The organism is Xenophilus arseniciresistens (assembly GCF_028023875.1).
In the GTDB taxonomy this organism is placed as follows: Bacteria; Pseudomonadota; Gammaproteobacteria; order Burkholderiales; family Burkholderiaceae_C; genus Xenophilus; species Xenophilus arseniciresistens.
Map to the genome: position 1 here is coordinate 172,132 of NZ_JAQIPB010000008.1, position 14,856 is coordinate 186,987.

Consider the following 14,856-nt stretch of genomic DNA (forward strand, 5'->3'; position numbering starts at 1 on the left):
AGTCCTCAGATGACCTTGGCTTCGTTCCTGAGCTTGTCGATGAGCGTGGCCACGTCGGGCACCTTGATACCGGCGCCGCGCTTTGGGGGCTCGCTCACCTTCAGCGTCTTCAGGCGCGGAGCCACATCAACGCCCAGATCCGCAGGCGTGACCGTATCGAACTGCTTCTTCTTTGCCTTCATGATGTTGGGCAGCGTCACGTAGCGCGGCTCATTGAGTCGCAGGTCGGTGGTGATGACTGCGGGTAGCGACAAAGACAGGGTTTCCAAGCCGCCGTCCACTTCGCGGGTGACGTTGACTTTGTCGACATTGACTTCGACCTTGGAGGCGAAGGTGGCCTGCGGCAGGTCGGCGAGGGCGGCGAGCATCTGGCCGGTCTGGTTGGAGTCGTCGTCGATGGCTTGCTTGCCCAGGATGACGAGCTGGGGCTGTTCCTTGTCGACCAGGGCCTTCAGGAGCTTGGCGACGGCCAGGGGCTGCAGCTCTTCGGCGGTCTCGACGAGGATGCCGCGGTCGGCGCCGATGGCCATGGCGGTGCGCAGGGTTTCCTGGCACTGCGCGACGCCGCAGGAGACGGCGATGACTTCGGTGACGATGCCCTTTTCCTTCAGGCGCACTGCTTCCTCGACGGCGATCTCGTCAAAGGGGTTCATGCTCATCTTGACGTTGGCGATGTCCACACCCTTGCCGTCCGACTTCACCCGGACTTTCACGTTGTAGTCAACCACGCGTTTGACTGGGACCAGGACCTTCATGCCGTAGCCTCTCGTGCGAGCCAGTCTCGAGCGACTTCAGAGGCATGCGCATTGGGTCGCGGCGGAGCCGTCCAGCCTGACATGATGTCGAAGCCGGAGTACTTGACGGCAGGGCCAAGCGCGGGGAATCGGGTTCCCTCAGCGTCAGGCACACTCACTCGCATATTTCGATGAAGGACTTGTGGATGCTCGAAGACGCGCTCCATGTCATTGACGGGCGCGCAAGGCACGCCAGCCTTCGACAACAATTCATACAGGTCCTGCGTTTTCCACCCCGCCACCACTTCATCGAGTACGGAGTACAACTGTTCCCGATTCGTGATGCGCTTGGTGTGCGTTTCAAACTGCGGGTCGGTGATCAAGTGCGGCGATCCAATCGCGCGAGCAAAGGCCTCGAAGAGGTTCTGATACCCAGCCCCGATCACGATCTCGCCATCTTGCGTTGAAAACACCTTGTAGGGAACGATGTTGGAGTGTTCGGACCCCCAGCGATCACGGCTTTTGCCAGTAAGAAAATACTCCATCGCGGCATCCACCAGAAAGCTTACTTCCGCTTCCATCAGGCTGGTCTCGATCTTCTGGCCCTTTCCGCTGCGCTCTCGCTGAAACAGCGCGGTCATGATGCCGCTAAATCCATAGATGCCACATGCCAGATCGAAGATGCTCGTACCCTGCTTGATCGCCTTGCCGCCCTTCTCTCCCGTGATGCTCATGTAGCCGAACTCGGCCTGGACGATGATGTCGAACGCGCCGCGCTGTGCCTGCGGACCGGTGGCTCCCAGCCCAGATAGCGATGCGAAGACGAGCCGGGGATTGGTGGCGCTAAGCGCTTCATACCCCAGACCAAGACGCTCCATGACACCAGGGCGAAAGTTCTCCACGATCACGTCAGCCGCGCCGGCAAGATTGCGCACGAGAGCCAAATCTTCCGGTTTCTTGAGATCCGCGCTGATCGAGCGCTTGTTCCTGTTGGCGCACAGGAAGCTCAAGCTCATTTCATCCAAAAACGGAGGCCCTTGATGCCGAAGCGGATCACCGCCGGGAGGTTCGATCTTCACGACATCGGCGCCGAGGTCGCCTAGCTGCATGGTGCAGAAGGGGCCGGCATAGATACGTGTGAAGTCGAGGACTTTGATGCCGTTGAGCGGTTTCATGGAAACTCCTGTCACAGATGGGGAAGAGAGCCGCTCAAATGCAGCTCGTCCTTCAGGCGTTGAATTGATATTTCTGCTGGGGCGACATCGTCCTGCAAGGCCAACGCTGCTGCGGTGCCGGCGGCCTCGCCGGTGGCGAAGCACTGAGCTGTCACGCGAATTGAAGCCTGGGCCTCATGCGTTGTTGAGATGCAGCGCCCGGCTGCAAGCACGTTGGACAGCCCCTGAGGAAGTAAGCATCGGTATGGAATCTCAAAGTGCTTACCCTCATCCAGCCAAATCCACTTAGTGGACCGGCCACGACCATGCTCTTCCATTGGCCAGCTGCACAGGGCAATGCCATCGTCAAATTTCTGCGAAGCGAGCACATCTTCTGCCGTCAACTGGTAACGTCCTTCTATCCTTCGGCTTTCACGTACGCCGATGGAACTGCCGCAGTCCAATACGTAGCTGTTCGAATAGCCCGGGACCATCTTGCGGAAGGCCTTGGCATATTGGAGGATCTGCCGTCTGCCCTCGATTTCCGCTTCAGTCAGTTCCGACCAGTCGAGAGGGTTGGGCGGCGCCCCGGTGGATGTGGACACCTTGGTGATGTTGAGATGTGCATGGTCTTCATGGTCCAAGAAGATCCCACCGGCCGTTCGCGGAAGCGCGAACCCGGTATCCACGGCTTGTTCCAGGATTCGATGCAGTTCCGGTCGCGAAAGCGCCTTTGCGGCCGCGTGATCCACCCCGCCTAGCCGGAACATTGCAGTGGGGTACTGCAAGTTCTCGAAGTCGACCTCGAAGCCTCCTCCAGCACGCGCGACGAGCTCAGCATCGCCCGTGCAATCTACATAGACCTCAGCTTGCATGCGGAGCGCACCGGCGCTTGTTTGGATGATCACCCCGTTCAGGCGACCAGCCTGCACCTCGACATCCAGCAGACTGGCATGCAACATCGGGCGCGCTCCGGATTCCACCAGAAGCGCATCAAGCGCGGCGCGCATGGCGAATGCGTCATACGGCAAGGTGACAGCCTGCAGCCAGCGCAGCGGCTCGTATTGGCTTCCCAAACTGTTCAAGCATTGCATCAACCGGTCGGCAAAGCCCCCAACCAATTGCACGTAGGTATCCCCATCGTTGCGATAAAGGCCGCAGATGCTGCCGAGGGTCACCGCCGTCAGTGCACCGCCCAGAAATCCATTGCGTTCCACTAGTAGCACGGACTTATTCATGCGCGCGGCCGCGCAGGCGGCGCTCACACCCGCCGGCCCCCCACCGACGACGCAAACATCGAAGTTCAAACTCGCTGCCAGCGGCAGCGGATGGGTTGCACTCTCAACATCGATTGCGGGTCGTTCTAACAAGGCTTTCAAATTCATCGGATTACCCCGTCAAAATGCGTTGAGTCCGAGCAGTTCCCGCCCGATGACCAATTGGTTGATCTGCGTCGTGCCGTCCGGGATGGTGAGCATGCGAGCGCAGCGGAATAGCCGCTCCACTGGAAACTCAGTGCTGATTCCGAATGCGCCGTGGATCTGTATGGCCTTGGATGTAATTCGAACGGCCGCTTCGGTTGCGAACACCTTGGCCATCGCAGCCTCCTTGTTGCACTGGACACCCGAGTCCAAGAGGGCCAGCGCCCGATAGACGAGCAGCCTGGCCGCATCAAGCTCAATGGCCATTTCAGCAAGCATCTGCTGCACAAGCTGAGTCGCTCCGAGGGGCTTGCCAAACTGCTCCCGATCCTGGGCATAGCGAATGCTGTGGTCCAACGCGGAGCCGGCAAGGCCCAGCGCGATAGTGGAAACGAAGCAGCGGGCACGCTCAAATCCCCGCATGGTTTCACGCAGGCCCGCGCGCGCCTCTCCTATGCGGTGGTGCTTGGGTACCCTGACGTCGACAAAATTGAGCTCGCCAAGCGACCATCCATTCAGACCTAGCTTCTTGATCTCCCGCCGCTCGACCTTTACCTCGTTGAGATCAACCACCAACATGACAAAGCCTTCGTCCGCCGTCTTTGCTGTCAATAGGGTCACATCCGCGATCGACGCATTTGAAATCCACATCTTCTCGCCGGTCACGACATAGCTGTCTCCGACATCCTCGGCTCGGGTCCTCATCGCGCGAACGTTGGAGCCGCCGGACGCCTCCGTGACGGCTGAGCATCCGATCAGTTGACCGCCGATCAGCTTCTCGAGGTATCGCTCACGGATTTCGGGTGTCGCACCTCGCAGAATCTTCGCAGCAGCGCCTTCATGCACAAAGCACATGCCGGCGACGTCGGGACAGTGTCGAGCTAGAGCCTCGTACAGGCGTCCGCTGATGGAATAGGACAGCCCCGCTCCGCCGTGCTCCTCCGGTATCCATCCGCTGCCTATACCGAAAGCGCTTAGTTGGCGAAGAATGTCGTGCGCCATCGCCTTGGGGATCGCGTTATCGCGATGGGACGCCAGCAGGGGAACAAGGCGGGTTGACGCGAAGCCTTCGATCTCATCGACGGCGAGTTGTTCTTCAGGTTCGAGAAAGTACTGCATGGCTTCGCTTCACTCGGGCTTGATGCCTCGCTCCTTAATGAGCTTTGAGGATTTCTCAATTTCTGACTTCAGGAAGGCAGCCAGTTCGGGGCCGCCACCTGTTCCGGGAATTGCACCTTGTGCTTCCAGAAGTGCGCGGAAGTCTGGAGAGGCAATGGCCTTGGCAGCATTGACCCTGATCTTCTCCACGATGGGGGCGGGCGTGCCCGACGGCGCGAACAGCGCTGTCCACGTGTAGGCGGTGAACCCCGGAACGCCGGATTCGGAGACAGTGGGCACCGACGGGAACGCAGTCATTCTGGAATCCGTGCCTACGGCCAGCAGCTTGAGCTTTCCGGACCGCACATGAGGGCCTGCCGTAAGCGCACTGTCGAACATCACGTTGCAGATTCCGCCCATAAGATCCACAAGAGCCGGCGAACTGCCCCGGTAGGGCACATGGGTCATCTGCAGCTTGGTCATTGAGGCAAAGAGTTCTCCTGCGAGATGCGACGGAGATCCAGTTCCGATGGAACAGAAATTCACCGTCCCTTTGTTGACACCTGCCCAGCTGATGAACTCCATGACGTTGCGATAGGGCGCATTGGCAGGGGCTACCATCAGCAACGGAAAGATGGCCGTCTGCAGGATTGGCTCAAAGTCCTTGACCGGGTCGTAGTTGATCTTGGGAAACAAACCAACGTTGATGGCCTGCGGTCCGGTCGCGCTCATCACGATGGTGTAGCCGTCCTTGTCTGAGCGCGCGGCAGCCTCCAGGCCGATCATCCCGGACGCGCCGCCCCGGTTGTCCACGATCACGGGCTGCTTCCATCCGTCTGCGATAGCCTGACCGAGCTTGCGCGCCACGACGTCGGTGGAGCCACCCGCAGGATAGGGAACGATGAGTTTGACGGGCTTGGAGGGGTAGCCGGATTCTGAGTACGCGAAGGTGGGCGCGGCCACAACTGCGGCCAACGCAATACTTCGGAAAAGGTATGCGATGAGTTTCATGAAGTGTCTCCGTTTGAATTTTGAGCCGGCCGAGCATGGATGCGAGGCCAACCAGTCAGTGGCGATGTCAACGTGCGGCGCGTCTGCGCCACAGAAGAAAATTTATCAGCGCGAACTCCCGCAGCCAATGATTTGGCGCGTTTCAGCCGCCATATTCACATCTGTGAAAAAGAGGATTCGCGGACCTTCCCGCGCCTGACGCAAATCGGCATGCGATCATGCGCAGTACAAACGAGTGCCGTCCGCTCGTCACATAGATGGAAAGAACCCAAGAAAGGCCTCGACGCCATCGCAGCTCACACGTTCATCTGGCGTTGCCGGGTGCATTCGATCGACTACCGAACTGCAGGCGCGGCACTCTTCGGTCAGATGTCCGACCAGGAGTCTTCAATGCTTCCCCCCATCAAGAGCGTCAAGCGAATATTCGAAGTTCTGGAACTGTTCCAGATCAAGCGAACACCCCTCACACTCCATGAGGTTTGCATAGCCTTCTCATATCCAGCGTCAAGCGGATCCGCGCTGCTCAAGTCCATGGTGCTACTGGGATACCTGGAGTACAACAAGGCGGACCGAACCTACATGCCGACCATGAAGCTCTCCGATGTCGGCGGCTGGGTGCAGCAGGCAATCTTTGGCAATGGCACTTTGCTCACCGCGCTTACATCTCTTTCGGAGCGCTTCGGCGAGACGGTGACACTCACCGTGCAAAGTGATTTGTATGCTCAGTATCTCTACCTAATCCCATCCAAACTTCCGATCTGGTACCAAGTGCCGATCGGGACCATCCGCCCGCTGACGGGCTCCGCCAGTGGATTGATGATCCTGTCCACAATGCCGAACAGGGAGATCGAGAAAATTCATCGGCGGATCAAGTTCCACCAGCTAGACCCCTTCCGCCAGTCGCTGCCGGAGGTCATGCGCAAGATCACCATTTGCCGAGCGCAGGGCTTCTTCTTTGCGAAGAATTCGATTGTCGACGGCGCCGGTGGGGTTTCCACTCTGCTTCCTGACACACGGAATGGGCGACACCATGCCATCGGCGTTCACGGACCTGTGGAGCGCATCGAACCGCAGGAGTCGGAAATTGTCAGGATGCTTAGGCGTGCGGTTCAATCAACGGAGCTCTGATTGCCTATCGGTCTTCCTACCTGGAATTGCACCCGCCTGTCACAGGGCACGGTGCGAGATGTCAGACTCAGAGTGGAAAGCTGGAGCTCCCGTTCGGTGCGCGGCTTTTGCGCCGTACCCCTGCAGTCCGCTCAGCCTGTTTCTGCTTGAACTTGAAACGTCAAATCAACCCGTCCAGGAACCGGTGATCTCTGTTAGCTAATTGACATTCCCCGCTGCCGCCCGATCTCCCAGGACACCCCGCCGCCGTGCACCGTCGCGACAAGCTGCTGACCCAAGCGTTGTTCGATCACTGGCTTCCACGGCACAAGGCTGAAGCCCACTCCGTCATCAAGCATGGCGTAGCGACCGCTGGCGAGCACAACGCTGCGGCGGTAGATGCCGGCTACGCGCCGGTCGTCAGCCACCGGGCGATGCTCCAGACCGGTATCGGCGGCGATATCCTTAGCGGCCTGCGCCAGTTCCCGGTTGCGCAGCGTGCCCAGCAGGTTGCGCGCCAAGATTACGCGCTGTCCGCGCCGCTCGGCCAGTCCCTGTTCGGCCAGGAAGTCGGCGCGCCGCTGCATCGCCTGCTTGGCCTCGCCACCAAAGCCCAGGTCGCTCAGGCCCGAGCCGACGCCGACTAACTGCTGGTCGAGCCAGGTGACCCCAATGACGCGGGCCTGCCGCTCGATGGGCAGGTGCGATTTCAGCTCCACCGCCACGCCGCCCAGGCGCTGCGCGTCGTAGCGGCGGCCCTGCTCGGGCAGGTCGTCCGGCACCTTCCATAGCCCATCGGCCACGCGGTCCACGAGGCCCGCACGGCGCAGGGCTTCCAGCCTGCGGACGTGGATGGCCACGACCTCCTGCGGGTCGCGTCCAGCATTGGCCCGGCCTTGTTCGATCGCCAAGTGGTGGTCGGTGCGATACAGGCCATCGCTCGCCAGCGCAGCAATATTCCTATCGGCCGCGCGCACCTCGGCCGGTCTTTTCGCTTCCACCACGGCGCCCGTGGGATAGTTCGCCAGCTCATCGCGGGCGTTGAGCGCGACGTAGTGGGCCTTGCCGTCCACGCCGTCGATGACCAGATAGCCCCGGTCGCGCAGCTCGTCCGCCAGCCCCTTCGCGGCCACGCGGCCGAGGACGGTTCGGCCACTTCCCTCCGCATCCTGGCCCGGCTCGAACACTGCCAGCTCGCGCGGCTCGCCGCGCATGGCCCGCTGCATGGTGCGGATGATGTCGCCGCGCTCGCCCAGGGCGCGCAGGGTCTTTTCCGCATCGGCATGGACGGCCCAGGTGCCGGGCTGCGTCTCGTCGGCCAGGCCCAGGCGCTGCAAGCGCTGCAGGCGGCCGATCAGCAGTAGGCGTTGGCGCTGCAAGCGGGGTTCGTTGAGCCGTTCGACATGCACCAGGCCATCGTCGCCGGCCTCGCGCTTCAAGGTGCGATCCAAGCTCGTCCACCGCTCTTGATCCACCTCGCGCTGCAAGGTCTGCTGGATCTCCAGCTCAGTGCGCGGCCCGAGCCACTCGGTCGCCAGCTCGGCGGCGCGGTGACGGAAGCCATCGGCGATGTAGTCGCCCGCGATGATGAGGTCTTTGCCCGTATCGTCGCGTCCGCGCAAAACGATGTGTGTGTGCGGGTTGTCGGTGTTCCAGTGGTTGACCGCCACCCAATCGAGGCCCGTGCCCAGGTCGGCCTCCATGCGCTGCATCAGGTGCAGCGTGTAGGTGCGCAGGTCTTCCAGCTCCGCGCCGTCCTCGGGCGAGAGGATGAAGCGGAAATGGTGCCGGTCGTCGGCGCAGCGTTTCTTGAAGGCGTCGAGGTCGGCCACGTCTGTCTGCGACCCATAGGCTTGGCCCGGCTCGCCGTCACGACCCACGCCGTCGCGCTCGATGTAGCGTAGGTGCTTGGCGAGCGACTGCGGGCTGGCCCGCTGGTGATTGACCAGCAAGGTCTTGATGGTCACGCGCCGCGACATGGGCGTCAGTTTCGCACCCGCGAAGCGTGCCGCCGTATGGCCGCGCCCCAGGCGCGAGCCGGGGCGCTGGCCGGTGCCACTCACCGCGCCAGGACGACGCATCGCAGACTTGCCGCTGCTGGCCTTGCCTGCCTGCTTGAGCACTTTGGAAACGAAGCTCTGCCCCTGGCCCTTGCCCCGGTTCTTCGGGGCGCTGGGGCGCACGTGGAAATCGGCGTCGCGGCTGTCGCTCATGCCAGTTCTCCCTGCAAGCTCTGGCGTGTCCAGTCGTGCGAAGCACGCGGACATGCTTGCATCGGCGCGTGCCTCGCGCCACACGCGGCACGGCGGCGAAGCCGCTCCGTGCCGCGCCAACCCCACGTGCAGACTGGCTTTGCGGGCGGCCGGGTGCCGCATCCTTTTGTCTTGCCTTCCGCCTTTGCCTCCCGCTCGCGCTCCCGGCAGCGGCGACCCGGTGGCGTTGTGCCGCTGGCAGCCAGCGCCCCGGCGAACGCGGTCAAGGCCATCGGCCCGGCGCGTTCGAGGCAAGACGCCTGCACGTTGGACGGCTGCGCCGAAGGCAGCGCGAAGTGCGGTGCCCAATGCGCAGGATTGACACCCGCACTGCACACGCGACGACATGGCCGGCACCGCAATGTCTGCCAACGGAACGACACGCCCGATGGCACGACAAGATGCACGGTGACGTGCAGCGAGTCGGTGGCCATCACGGGCGTTTCTCCAGCCAGACCGGATGCGCGATGCCGATCACGGCGGATGCGCTGATCGGCCCGAAATACCGGCTGTCGAACGACGCCGGATTGGTCACGCTGAGCAGGAACAGCTCGCCCGGCTGAAGCTGCCTGCACTGCGGCCAGGACCGCAGCGGACGGCCCAGCCGGTCGGCGGGCAGCACGGCGGCCGAAGGCACGCCGTCGATGCGAACGCTGCCGCCCGCGATACACACCTCCTGCGGCGCGATGGCGCCCACGCGCTTGAGCAGCGGCACGCGCGTCGGCAGGTAGCCGCGTTGCGCAGCCAGCGCGGCGGCGTTGGCGGGCAAGCGGGTCAGGACGATGGTGTCCACGGACAATGGACGGGGCAGCGAGCCGGTGCGTGGTTCGAGCGGATTGACGCGATACCAGCCGACCGCCACGCTGTCGGACGGGTTGTAGATCAGGCGCGGCAGCGGATGCACGAAGGATGCCCAGGCCAGCGCAGCGAGGCCGCAAGCGGCGAGGCCAGCTAGCACGATGCGAGTGCCCCGACGTGAGCGAGTGTGCGAGCGAGGATGCGGCGCGGTGCCAGTGGTGGAAACGGCTGTCATGGCAGCGCTCTCCCAGCCAGCCAGGCGGCGTGCCGCTCGGCGGTGTATTCGGGCAGCGGCAGGCGCGCGGCGAGACGGTTGGCGAGCGTGCGCCAGTACGCGGGCGAGACGGCGACAGGCGCGATGCCCAGCGCCTCGATGGCGTCGATGCGCTCCAGCACGGCGCGCACTTGCCCCTCGCCCTCTGCGTGCAGCAGCAGGCGCGCGCCTGGCTGCACGCCGGGGATGCGCTGCGCGCCGTCCAGCGGTGTGCAAGCCTGCATCACCATGAGCTGCCAGCGCACTGTGCCGTAGTCGTTGGCTTGCCAGCGGATGCGGCAGAACAGCGCGCCCGGCAGGAACGCCGCGCTGCGCCGCCAGCGGTCGAGCTGGTGCGTGCGCGCGGGTTCGCCGAAGCGCAGGTAGAGCTTGAAGCGGGCCTCAATGTAGGCCAGCGCCACGCGCGTCAGCGGCGCGCTGGCCGGCTGGCCGCAAGGCGCGATGAATGATGGCTGTGGCGCAGCCGTGGCCGCGACAGCGGCAGGCGCGGTGACTGGTGCAGTGGATGCGGTCATGGTGTGTTCTCCCTGCGGTGTTCTGGAAACTCCCGCTCCAGTAGGTCGCGCAGCAGATCGGCCACCGTCACGCCCTGTGTGAAGGCCGAGACCTTGATGCGCGAGCGCATGGCGGGCGTGATGTCGAGGGTCAGGCGCGCGGTGAAGACGTCGCCCTTGTTGAGCGCATCGGCATCGCCCTGGCGAATCCACGCCTCGGCGTGCGGATTCGCAGGCGGACGAGCACCGATGCCGACGCGCTTGCCCATGCGTTTGCTGGCGGGGCTACTCATGTCGACCACCGCAGCAGTTCGTCCACCAGCGCGGTAACTTCGTGTGCAGCGGCGCTGTCCGGCGCCGTCTCGCGTGCAAGCCGGCCAGCGGCCACACTGTCGGCGAAGACGATACGCTGGTGCACTTCCGAGCGCAGCGCGGGCAACGGCTGGTCGGCGAGCGATTGCCGTGCTTCGCGTCCAATCACCGTGGTGCTGACGCGCCGGTTGATGACGAAGGCCGCGCGTAGCGCAGGCCGGAACACCTGCGCCTCGCGGATCAGCGCCACCATCTCGGCGCTGGCCCACAGGTCGTAGGGACTGGGCTGCACCGGGATCAGCACCCGCTCGGCCGCCAAGAGCGCAGAGCGCGCCAAGGCGGCGATGCGTGGTGGCCCATCGATGATGACGTGATCTGCCCGCCTGGCGAGTTCTGGCGCTTCCTGGTGCAGGGTTTCGCGAGCGAGGCCCACGGCGCTGAACAGCCGTGGCAAGCCTTGCTGGCTTCTGCGCTGCGTCCAGTCCAGCGATGAGCCCTGCGGGTCGGCGTCCAGCAGCACAACGTGCTGGCCGCGCATCGCGAGCTCGCCAGCAATGTGGGTGGCGAGCGTGGTCTTGCCCACGCCGCCTTTCTGGTTGAGCAGCGCGACGATCATGGCCTGGGTCCCCGCGTTGGAAAGCCCGGCTGTTGCTGCTGCGTTTCTGCCCGCGCGGCGGTTGTCCACCGTGGCGCAGCGCTTCTACTAAAAGTTAGAGCATTTAAGTTAGGGAAGTTAAGGGAGGCCGAAACCCGCGCCAGCATTGGCTTGGCGGGCGATGGACACGCCTGATAGCACGATAGTCCCACGCCTGATAGCACGAGACCCGGCACGCCTGATAGCACGAGCCCGTCCACAGGCTTCGCACCGTTTATCCCCGTGCCGCCTACGGCACGGAACGCACCGGGCGGAACGTCAGCAGCTCGGCCCCGTCCGTCCGCTCGATGCCCAGGACGTAGCCGGGCAGCGACTGCCGCGCCACCAGCGCGCGCAGGTCGCAGGCGAAGTCGTAGGGCTTGGCCGTGCTGCCCGACTTGCGGTGCAGGTGACGGAAGTCGAACTGCCAGCCGCCGGGCTGGCGCCCGCCGTGCTTGCGCACCAGGCGGTACAGCCAGCGCTCGATGCCACCCGTGAGCCGGAAATACCCCGCATCGATGGTCAGCACCAGTGCCGAATCCAGCACGCCGCCATAGAACCAGTCCGGCAGGATCAGCTCGATGCCCAGCGGCGTGCCGCGGACGTCGGCCAGCTCCTTCCACTCGTTGATCCACGAGAAGCGGTGCAGACGCCTTCCCGTGGTCTCGCGGATGGACGTGGCCACCGTGGTGGACTGCAGGCGATCCAGGGCCGCCTTGAGGCGGTGGTAGTCGCGCAGCGACGTACCGCGCCCGATGAAGCGCAGGATCTCGTAGGGCGTGGCCTGCATCAGCCGCGACGGGCGCAAGCCCGCGTCGCGTGCCTCCACAATCTGGCTGGCCGCCCAGATCAGCACATCCGCATCCCAGATCGAGGCGATGCCGTGCTCTTGCGTGCCCTCCACGCGGATCGTTACGCCGCTGGCTTGGAAGTCGATCGGCGCCGTGCGCCGCGACTTCGCCAGCGAGAAGAACGGAAAGGCCATCAGGTCCTGGCTGTCGCGCGGCGCCATGTCGCCCGGCAAGGCGCGGAACAGGTCGAGCTGTTCGCGTTCTTGCCTGACTGCCCCTGGAGCGCTGGACATGGCGAAGGCCACCCGCGCGCCAGAGATCAGCGCGCACGGCTGTCCGCCGCATGGTGCTCGGCGTACTCGGGATCGGAGGTACTGTCGAAGCTGCGCTCGGCGGCCCAGGCGTCAAGGTCGGCCACGGCGTACATGACGCGGCGGCCGAACTTGCGGAACTTGGGGCCGCCACCCAGCACGCGCTGCTTCTCCAGCGTGCGCGGCGAAAGGCGCAGATAGTCGGCGGCTTCGTCGTTGGTGAGATAGCGCTGCGGCTGCGCGGCAGCCGTCGAAGCGATTGAGGGAGCGGCGGCAGGCCGCAAAGGAGCAGGACGCATGGGGGGGACCTCCATAGCTTTCAAAGTTCCGGCCACACAGCGCAACCAGATGGAGGCAGTCTCAGAAAACGAAGCTTCGCTGCTCAGGGACGTTTTGCGTCCTCTTCAAAACGTCCCTTCTCAAGTGGGGGGAGCTGTGCTAGGCGGCGATAGCTGCCGCGCATCAGCGCATCGCCCCGGCGCGCCAGGCGGCGCACGCGGGCGCGCAGGTCGCCATCGGCATGCCAGTCGGTGGCCACGGCATCGGCACCGAACAGACCTTCGGCCATCTCGCGCAAGGACGCGCCCGCCAGGGTCGCGTCGAGCGCCTGCAGGGTGTGCAACTCCAGCAAGGCGGCGGGCGGTGGCCGGGGCCTTGCTGCATGCATGGATGCCGAGTCGCGCGCAGGCGCAGCACTGCCGCGACCTCCGCGACGGGCATAGGCGACCGCCATGCCGTCCTCCAGGCCGGGCGCCACCGCGAAGCGCGCGCAATGGCCGGGGCTATGGGCGATCAGCGCCAGCCCTTTGCCGTCATGCAGCAGTTGCTTGTGGCCGGGGATGTGCCAGAACGCGAAGGCCGCCGCATCGGGCGGCGGATCGGTGTCGGGATGGAGCTGCACCACGGCATCGTGGCCAGGCAGCCAGGCCGGATGCGCGTCGCGCGCATCCAGGACCGGGTCTTCCAGCAGGCGCAGGCCCCAGCGATGCGCCGCGTTTTGTGCGACCGGATGCATTGGTCGCCGGCGATGGTGGCGTAGCCAGTCGAGCTGGTAGTCGGGATGGCGGCGCAGGTACTCCCAGGCCAGGGCAAGGGTGTCCAGGCACAGGACATAGAGATACGCCGCAGTGGGATACCACTGCGCAAGATGGTGCGGCTCGGCCATGACGCAAGCTCCCCTGGAACCGCAGGAAAGCCGCCACAGGCACACGCAAACGTCACCACATCAAACCAGCATCCAATCGTGAATAAGCTGGCAGATTGGTAACTTGCGTGTCAAGACGAAAAGCAATACTGTGCGTTGTGCGAATCGTCTGAATGCGACGGTGGCGCGCGAGGAAATGCGCCTCCTGCGCCATCAACCGTGCCCCATGACGCGCGCTGTGTCATGGCTGGTTTCGCAAGAGTGTCACTGATTTGGTGAACAGTGCCGACTAAGGCCTGACAGGCCTGGAACAAGTCCGAAATAGCCTCAATGCGCACGGCTTGGCCGTGCGCGAACGGCTCAATCGAAGATGGAACCGTTCTCCTGGGCCAGCCGGGTGTACTCCGACAGGGAGCGCGCCGCCCGGAAATACCGATCCCGCATCACGGGCTGCTGCCGCGGCCCGACGATGGACGCGAGGTCGGACAGCTTGATCTCGCCCAGCTCCGGCATGCCGATCCCCAGGTCGATCAAGCCATAGGCCGTGTCGCCATCGGCTGGGCTGAGCGAAGCCAGCAGCCAGGTGGCGTGCGCGTCCGGGGTGAAGAGCCGCACGACCGGCTGCGGGTCGATGGCCTGGCCAGCGACACGTGCCGCGCCGTGGTCCAGCAGTTGCCTGCGCTCGTCCTCGGTGATGAGTCGGTCCACGGGTTACCCCCTCATTCGCACAAAGCCGCCGAAGCGTGAAAGCACAGAAACGAATCGGGGGATTGGAGGAAAAACACGCAAGCGGCTTTGCGCTTCTGTGCGAAGCCGTGGATGCGGATTTCCGTTAAAGCACAAAAGCGGCAAGCCGGCATGAATGAACACTATAGATTGTAGCCCTATAGAGCGCAATCGACTGTCATCTTGGATTTTGGGGAGATCCAGGGTTGGCAGCGAAACATACATTGTCGGAGGCACTAAAGACCATCAGGAAAGCGCGTGGATTGAGCCAGGAGGCGTTCTCCGACGTGTCCAGCCGCACCTACATGAGCACCCTGGAGCGGGACATGAAAAGCCCGACGCTGAACAAGCTGGCCGAACTGTGCGAGGTCATGGAGGTCCACCCGCTCACGCTGCTGACGCTGGCCTATGCCGGTGACGACCTGCGGCAGGCCGACCAGTTGCTGGCGCAGGTGCGGCAGGAACTGGAGACGGTGACGAAGAAGGGTGGCACGCCATAGCGTGTGCGCATGCGCTGGCAAGGCCGATCCGGCTCAGCCGGTTCGGCGGTATTCCAGGGGCGCCAAGCCTGCGCGGCGGGGATAGCCCGGAGGGC

16 protein-coding genes are annotated in these 14,856 nt (G+C 63.9%); 2 read left to right on the top strand and 14 right to left on the bottom strand.

Annotated elements, in window-relative coordinates:
* Nucleotides 1–5 precede the first annotated feature (5 nt).
* Genes PGB34_RS17165 through PGB34_RS17185 form a run of 5 tightly spaced genes read right to left on the bottom strand, consistent with a single transcriptional unit; the run spans nt 6 to nt 5,418 of the window.
* Nucleotides 6–755, bottom strand: coding sequence for an electron transfer flavoprotein subunit beta/FixA family protein (locus PGB34_RS17165; RefSeq protein ID WP_271429310.1), 750 nt, complete (start codon nt 753–755; stop codon nt 6–8).
* Nucleotides 752–1,909, bottom strand: a complete 1,158-nt coding sequence (locus PGB34_RS17170; RefSeq protein ID WP_271429311.1) for a CaiB/BaiF CoA transferase family protein — start codon at nt 1,907–1,909, stop codon at nt 752–754. The genes PGB34_RS17165 and PGB34_RS17170 overlap by 4 nt, the downstream gene beginning before the upstream one ends.
* Nucleotides 1,910–1,920: 11 nt before the next feature.
* Nucleotides 1,921–3,273, bottom strand: a complete 1,353-nt coding sequence (locus PGB34_RS17175) for an FAD-dependent oxidoreductase (protein ID WP_271429312.1) — start codon at nt 3,271–3,273, stop codon at nt 1,921–1,923.
* Between the two features lie 12 nt (nt 3,274–3,285).
* Nucleotides 3,286–4,428 carry an acyl-CoA dehydrogenase family protein gene (locus tag PGB34_RS17180; protein WP_271429313.1) on the bottom strand — a complete coding sequence of 381 codons (1,143 nt, stop codon included), beginning with the start codon at nt 4,426–4,428 and terminating at the stop codon, nt 3,286–3,288.
* Nucleotides 4,429–4,437: 9 nt separating this feature from the next.
* The gene (locus PGB34_RS17185) at nt 4,438–5,418 is read right to left on the bottom strand and encodes a Bug family tripartite tricarboxylate transporter substrate binding protein (protein ID WP_271429314.1); all 981 of its coding nucleotides are present in this window, start codon (nt 5,416–5,418) and stop codon (nt 4,438–4,440) included.
* A gap of 39 nt (nt 5,419–5,457) precedes the next feature.
* Between PGB34_RS17185 and PGB34_RS17190 the strand changes: the two genes are divergently transcribed.
* Nucleotides 5,458–6,546 (top strand): IclR family transcriptional regulator, encoded by a 1,089-nt coding sequence (locus PGB34_RS17190; RefSeq protein ID WP_271429315.1) that lies wholly within the window; start codon nt 5,458–5,460, stop codon nt 6,544–6,546.
* A 194-nt stretch (nt 6,547–6,740) separates the two neighbouring features.
* Here the strand turns inward: PGB34_RS17190 and PGB34_RS17195 are convergent, their stop codons facing one another.
* From PGB34_RS17195 to PGB34_RS17235, 9 genes are all read right to left on the bottom strand, one after another.
* Complete coding sequence (locus tag PGB34_RS17195) at nt 6,741–8,738, bottom strand: relaxase/mobilization nuclease domain-containing protein (RefSeq protein ID WP_271429316.1); 1,998 nt, start codon at nt 8,736–8,738, stop codon at nt 6,741–6,743.
* 472 nt (nt 8,739–9,210) lie between these two features.
* The gene (locus PGB34_RS17200; RefSeq protein ID WP_271429317.1) at nt 9,211–9,810 is read right to left on the bottom strand and encodes a S26 family signal peptidase; all 600 of its coding nucleotides are present in this window, start codon (nt 9,808–9,810) and stop codon (nt 9,211–9,213) included.
* The gene (locus tag PGB34_RS17205) at nt 9,807–10,364 is read right to left on the bottom strand and encodes a DUF2840 domain-containing protein (RefSeq protein ID WP_271429318.1); all 558 of its coding nucleotides are present in this window, start codon (nt 10,362–10,364) and stop codon (nt 9,807–9,809) included. Before PGB34_RS17205 ends, PGB34_RS17200 begins: the two co-directional genes overlap by 4 nt.
* Nucleotides 10,361–10,636, bottom strand: a complete 276-nt coding sequence (locus PGB34_RS17210) for a chromosome partitioning protein ParB (RefSeq protein WP_271429319.1) — start codon at nt 10,634–10,636, stop codon at nt 10,361–10,363. The genes PGB34_RS17205 and PGB34_RS17210 overlap by 4 nt, the downstream gene beginning before the upstream one ends.
* Complete coding sequence (gene parA / locus PGB34_RS17215) at nt 10,633–11,271, bottom strand: ParA family partition ATPase (protein ID WP_271429320.1); 639 nt, start codon at nt 11,269–11,271, stop codon at nt 10,633–10,635. The genes PGB34_RS17210 and parA overlap by 4 nt, the downstream gene beginning before the upstream one ends.
* A gap of 268 nt (nt 11,272–11,539) precedes the next feature.
* On the bottom strand, nt 11,540–12,373 hold the full coding sequence (locus tag PGB34_RS17220; protein WP_271429321.1) for a replication initiator protein A: 834 nt from the start codon (nt 12,371–12,373) through the stop codon (nt 11,540–11,542).
* 26 nt (nt 12,374–12,399) lie between these two features.
* On the bottom strand, nt 12,400–12,690 hold the full coding sequence (locus PGB34_RS17225) for a helix-turn-helix transcriptional regulator (RefSeq protein WP_271429322.1): 291 nt from the start codon (nt 12,688–12,690) through the stop codon (nt 12,400–12,402).
* An 83-nt stretch (nt 12,691–12,773) separates the two neighbouring features.
* Nucleotides 12,774–13,556 (bottom strand): DUF7011 domain-containing protein, encoded by a 783-nt coding sequence (locus tag PGB34_RS17230; protein ID WP_271429323.1) that lies wholly within the window; start codon nt 13,554–13,556, stop codon nt 12,774–12,776.
* 339 nt (nt 13,557–13,895) lie between these two features.
* Nucleotides 13,896–14,243, bottom strand: a complete 348-nt coding sequence (locus tag PGB34_RS17235; RefSeq protein ID WP_271429324.1) for a DUF2958 domain-containing protein — start codon at nt 14,241–14,243, stop codon at nt 13,896–13,898.
* Nucleotides 14,244–14,467: 224 nt separating this feature from the next.
* Between PGB34_RS17235 and PGB34_RS17240 the strand changes: the two genes are divergently transcribed.
* Nucleotides 14,468–14,761 (top strand): helix-turn-helix domain-containing protein, encoded by a 294-nt coding sequence (locus tag PGB34_RS17240; protein WP_076841609.1) that lies wholly within the window; start codon nt 14,468–14,470, stop codon nt 14,759–14,761.
* The last annotated feature ends 95 nt before the right edge of the window (nt 14,762–14,856 follow it).

What these genes read in the sequence shown, in the direction of transcription:
- PGB34_RS17185 (WP_271429314.1), bottom strand. Translation starts at nt 5,418, where the DNA reads ATGAAACTCATCGCATACCTTTTCCGAAGTATTGCGTTGGCCGCAGTT.
- PGB34_RS17225 (WP_271429322.1), bottom strand. Translation starts at nt 12,690, where the DNA reads ATGCGTCCTGCTCCTTTGCGGCCTGCCGCCGCTCCCTCAATCGCTTCG.
- parA (WP_271429320.1), bottom strand. Translation starts at nt 11,271, where the DNA reads ATGATCGTCGCGCTGCTCAACCAGAAAGGCGGCGTGGGCAAGACCACG.
- PGB34_RS17170 (WP_271429311.1), bottom strand. Translation starts at nt 1,909, where the DNA reads ATGAAACCGCTCAACGGCATCAAAGTCCTCGACTTCACACGTATCTAT.
- PGB34_RS17220 (WP_271429321.1), bottom strand. Translation starts at nt 12,373, where the DNA reads ATGTCCAGCGCTCCAGGGGCAGTCAGGCAAGAACGCGAACAGCTCGAC.
- PGB34_RS17205 (WP_271429318.1), bottom strand. Translation starts at nt 10,364, where the DNA reads ATGACCGCATCCACTGCACCAGTCACCGCGCCTGCCGCTGTCGCGGCC.
- PGB34_RS17175 (WP_271429312.1), bottom strand. Translation starts at nt 3,273, where the DNA reads ATGAATTTGAAAGCCTTGTTAGAACGACCCGCAATCGATGTTGAGAGT.
- PGB34_RS17190 (WP_271429315.1), top strand. Translation starts at nt 5,458, where the DNA reads ATGCGAGGCCAACCAGTCAGTGGCGATGTCAACGTGCGGCGCGTCTGC.
- PGB34_RS17165 (WP_271429310.1), bottom strand. Translation starts at nt 755, where the DNA reads ATGAAGGTCCTGGTCCCAGTCAAACGCGTGGTTGACTACAACGTGAAA.
- PGB34_RS17230 (WP_271429323.1), bottom strand. Translation starts at nt 13,556, where the DNA reads ATGGCCGAGCCGCACCATCTTGCGCAGTGGTATCCCACTGCGGCGTAT.
- PGB34_RS17180 (WP_271429313.1), bottom strand. Translation starts at nt 4,428, where the DNA reads ATGCAGTACTTTCTCGAACCTGAAGAACAACTCGCCGTCGATGAGATC.
- PGB34_RS17210 (WP_271429319.1), bottom strand. Translation starts at nt 10,636, where the DNA reads ATGAGTAGCCCCGCCAGCAAACGCATGGGCAAGCGCGTCGGCATCGGT.
- PGB34_RS17195 (WP_271429316.1), bottom strand. Translation starts at nt 8,738, where the DNA reads ATGAGCGACAGCCGCGACGCCGATTTCCACGTGCGCCCCAGCGCCCCG.
- PGB34_RS17200 (WP_271429317.1), bottom strand. Translation starts at nt 9,810, where the DNA reads ATGACAGCCGTTTCCACCACTGGCACCGCGCCGCATCCTCGCTCGCAC.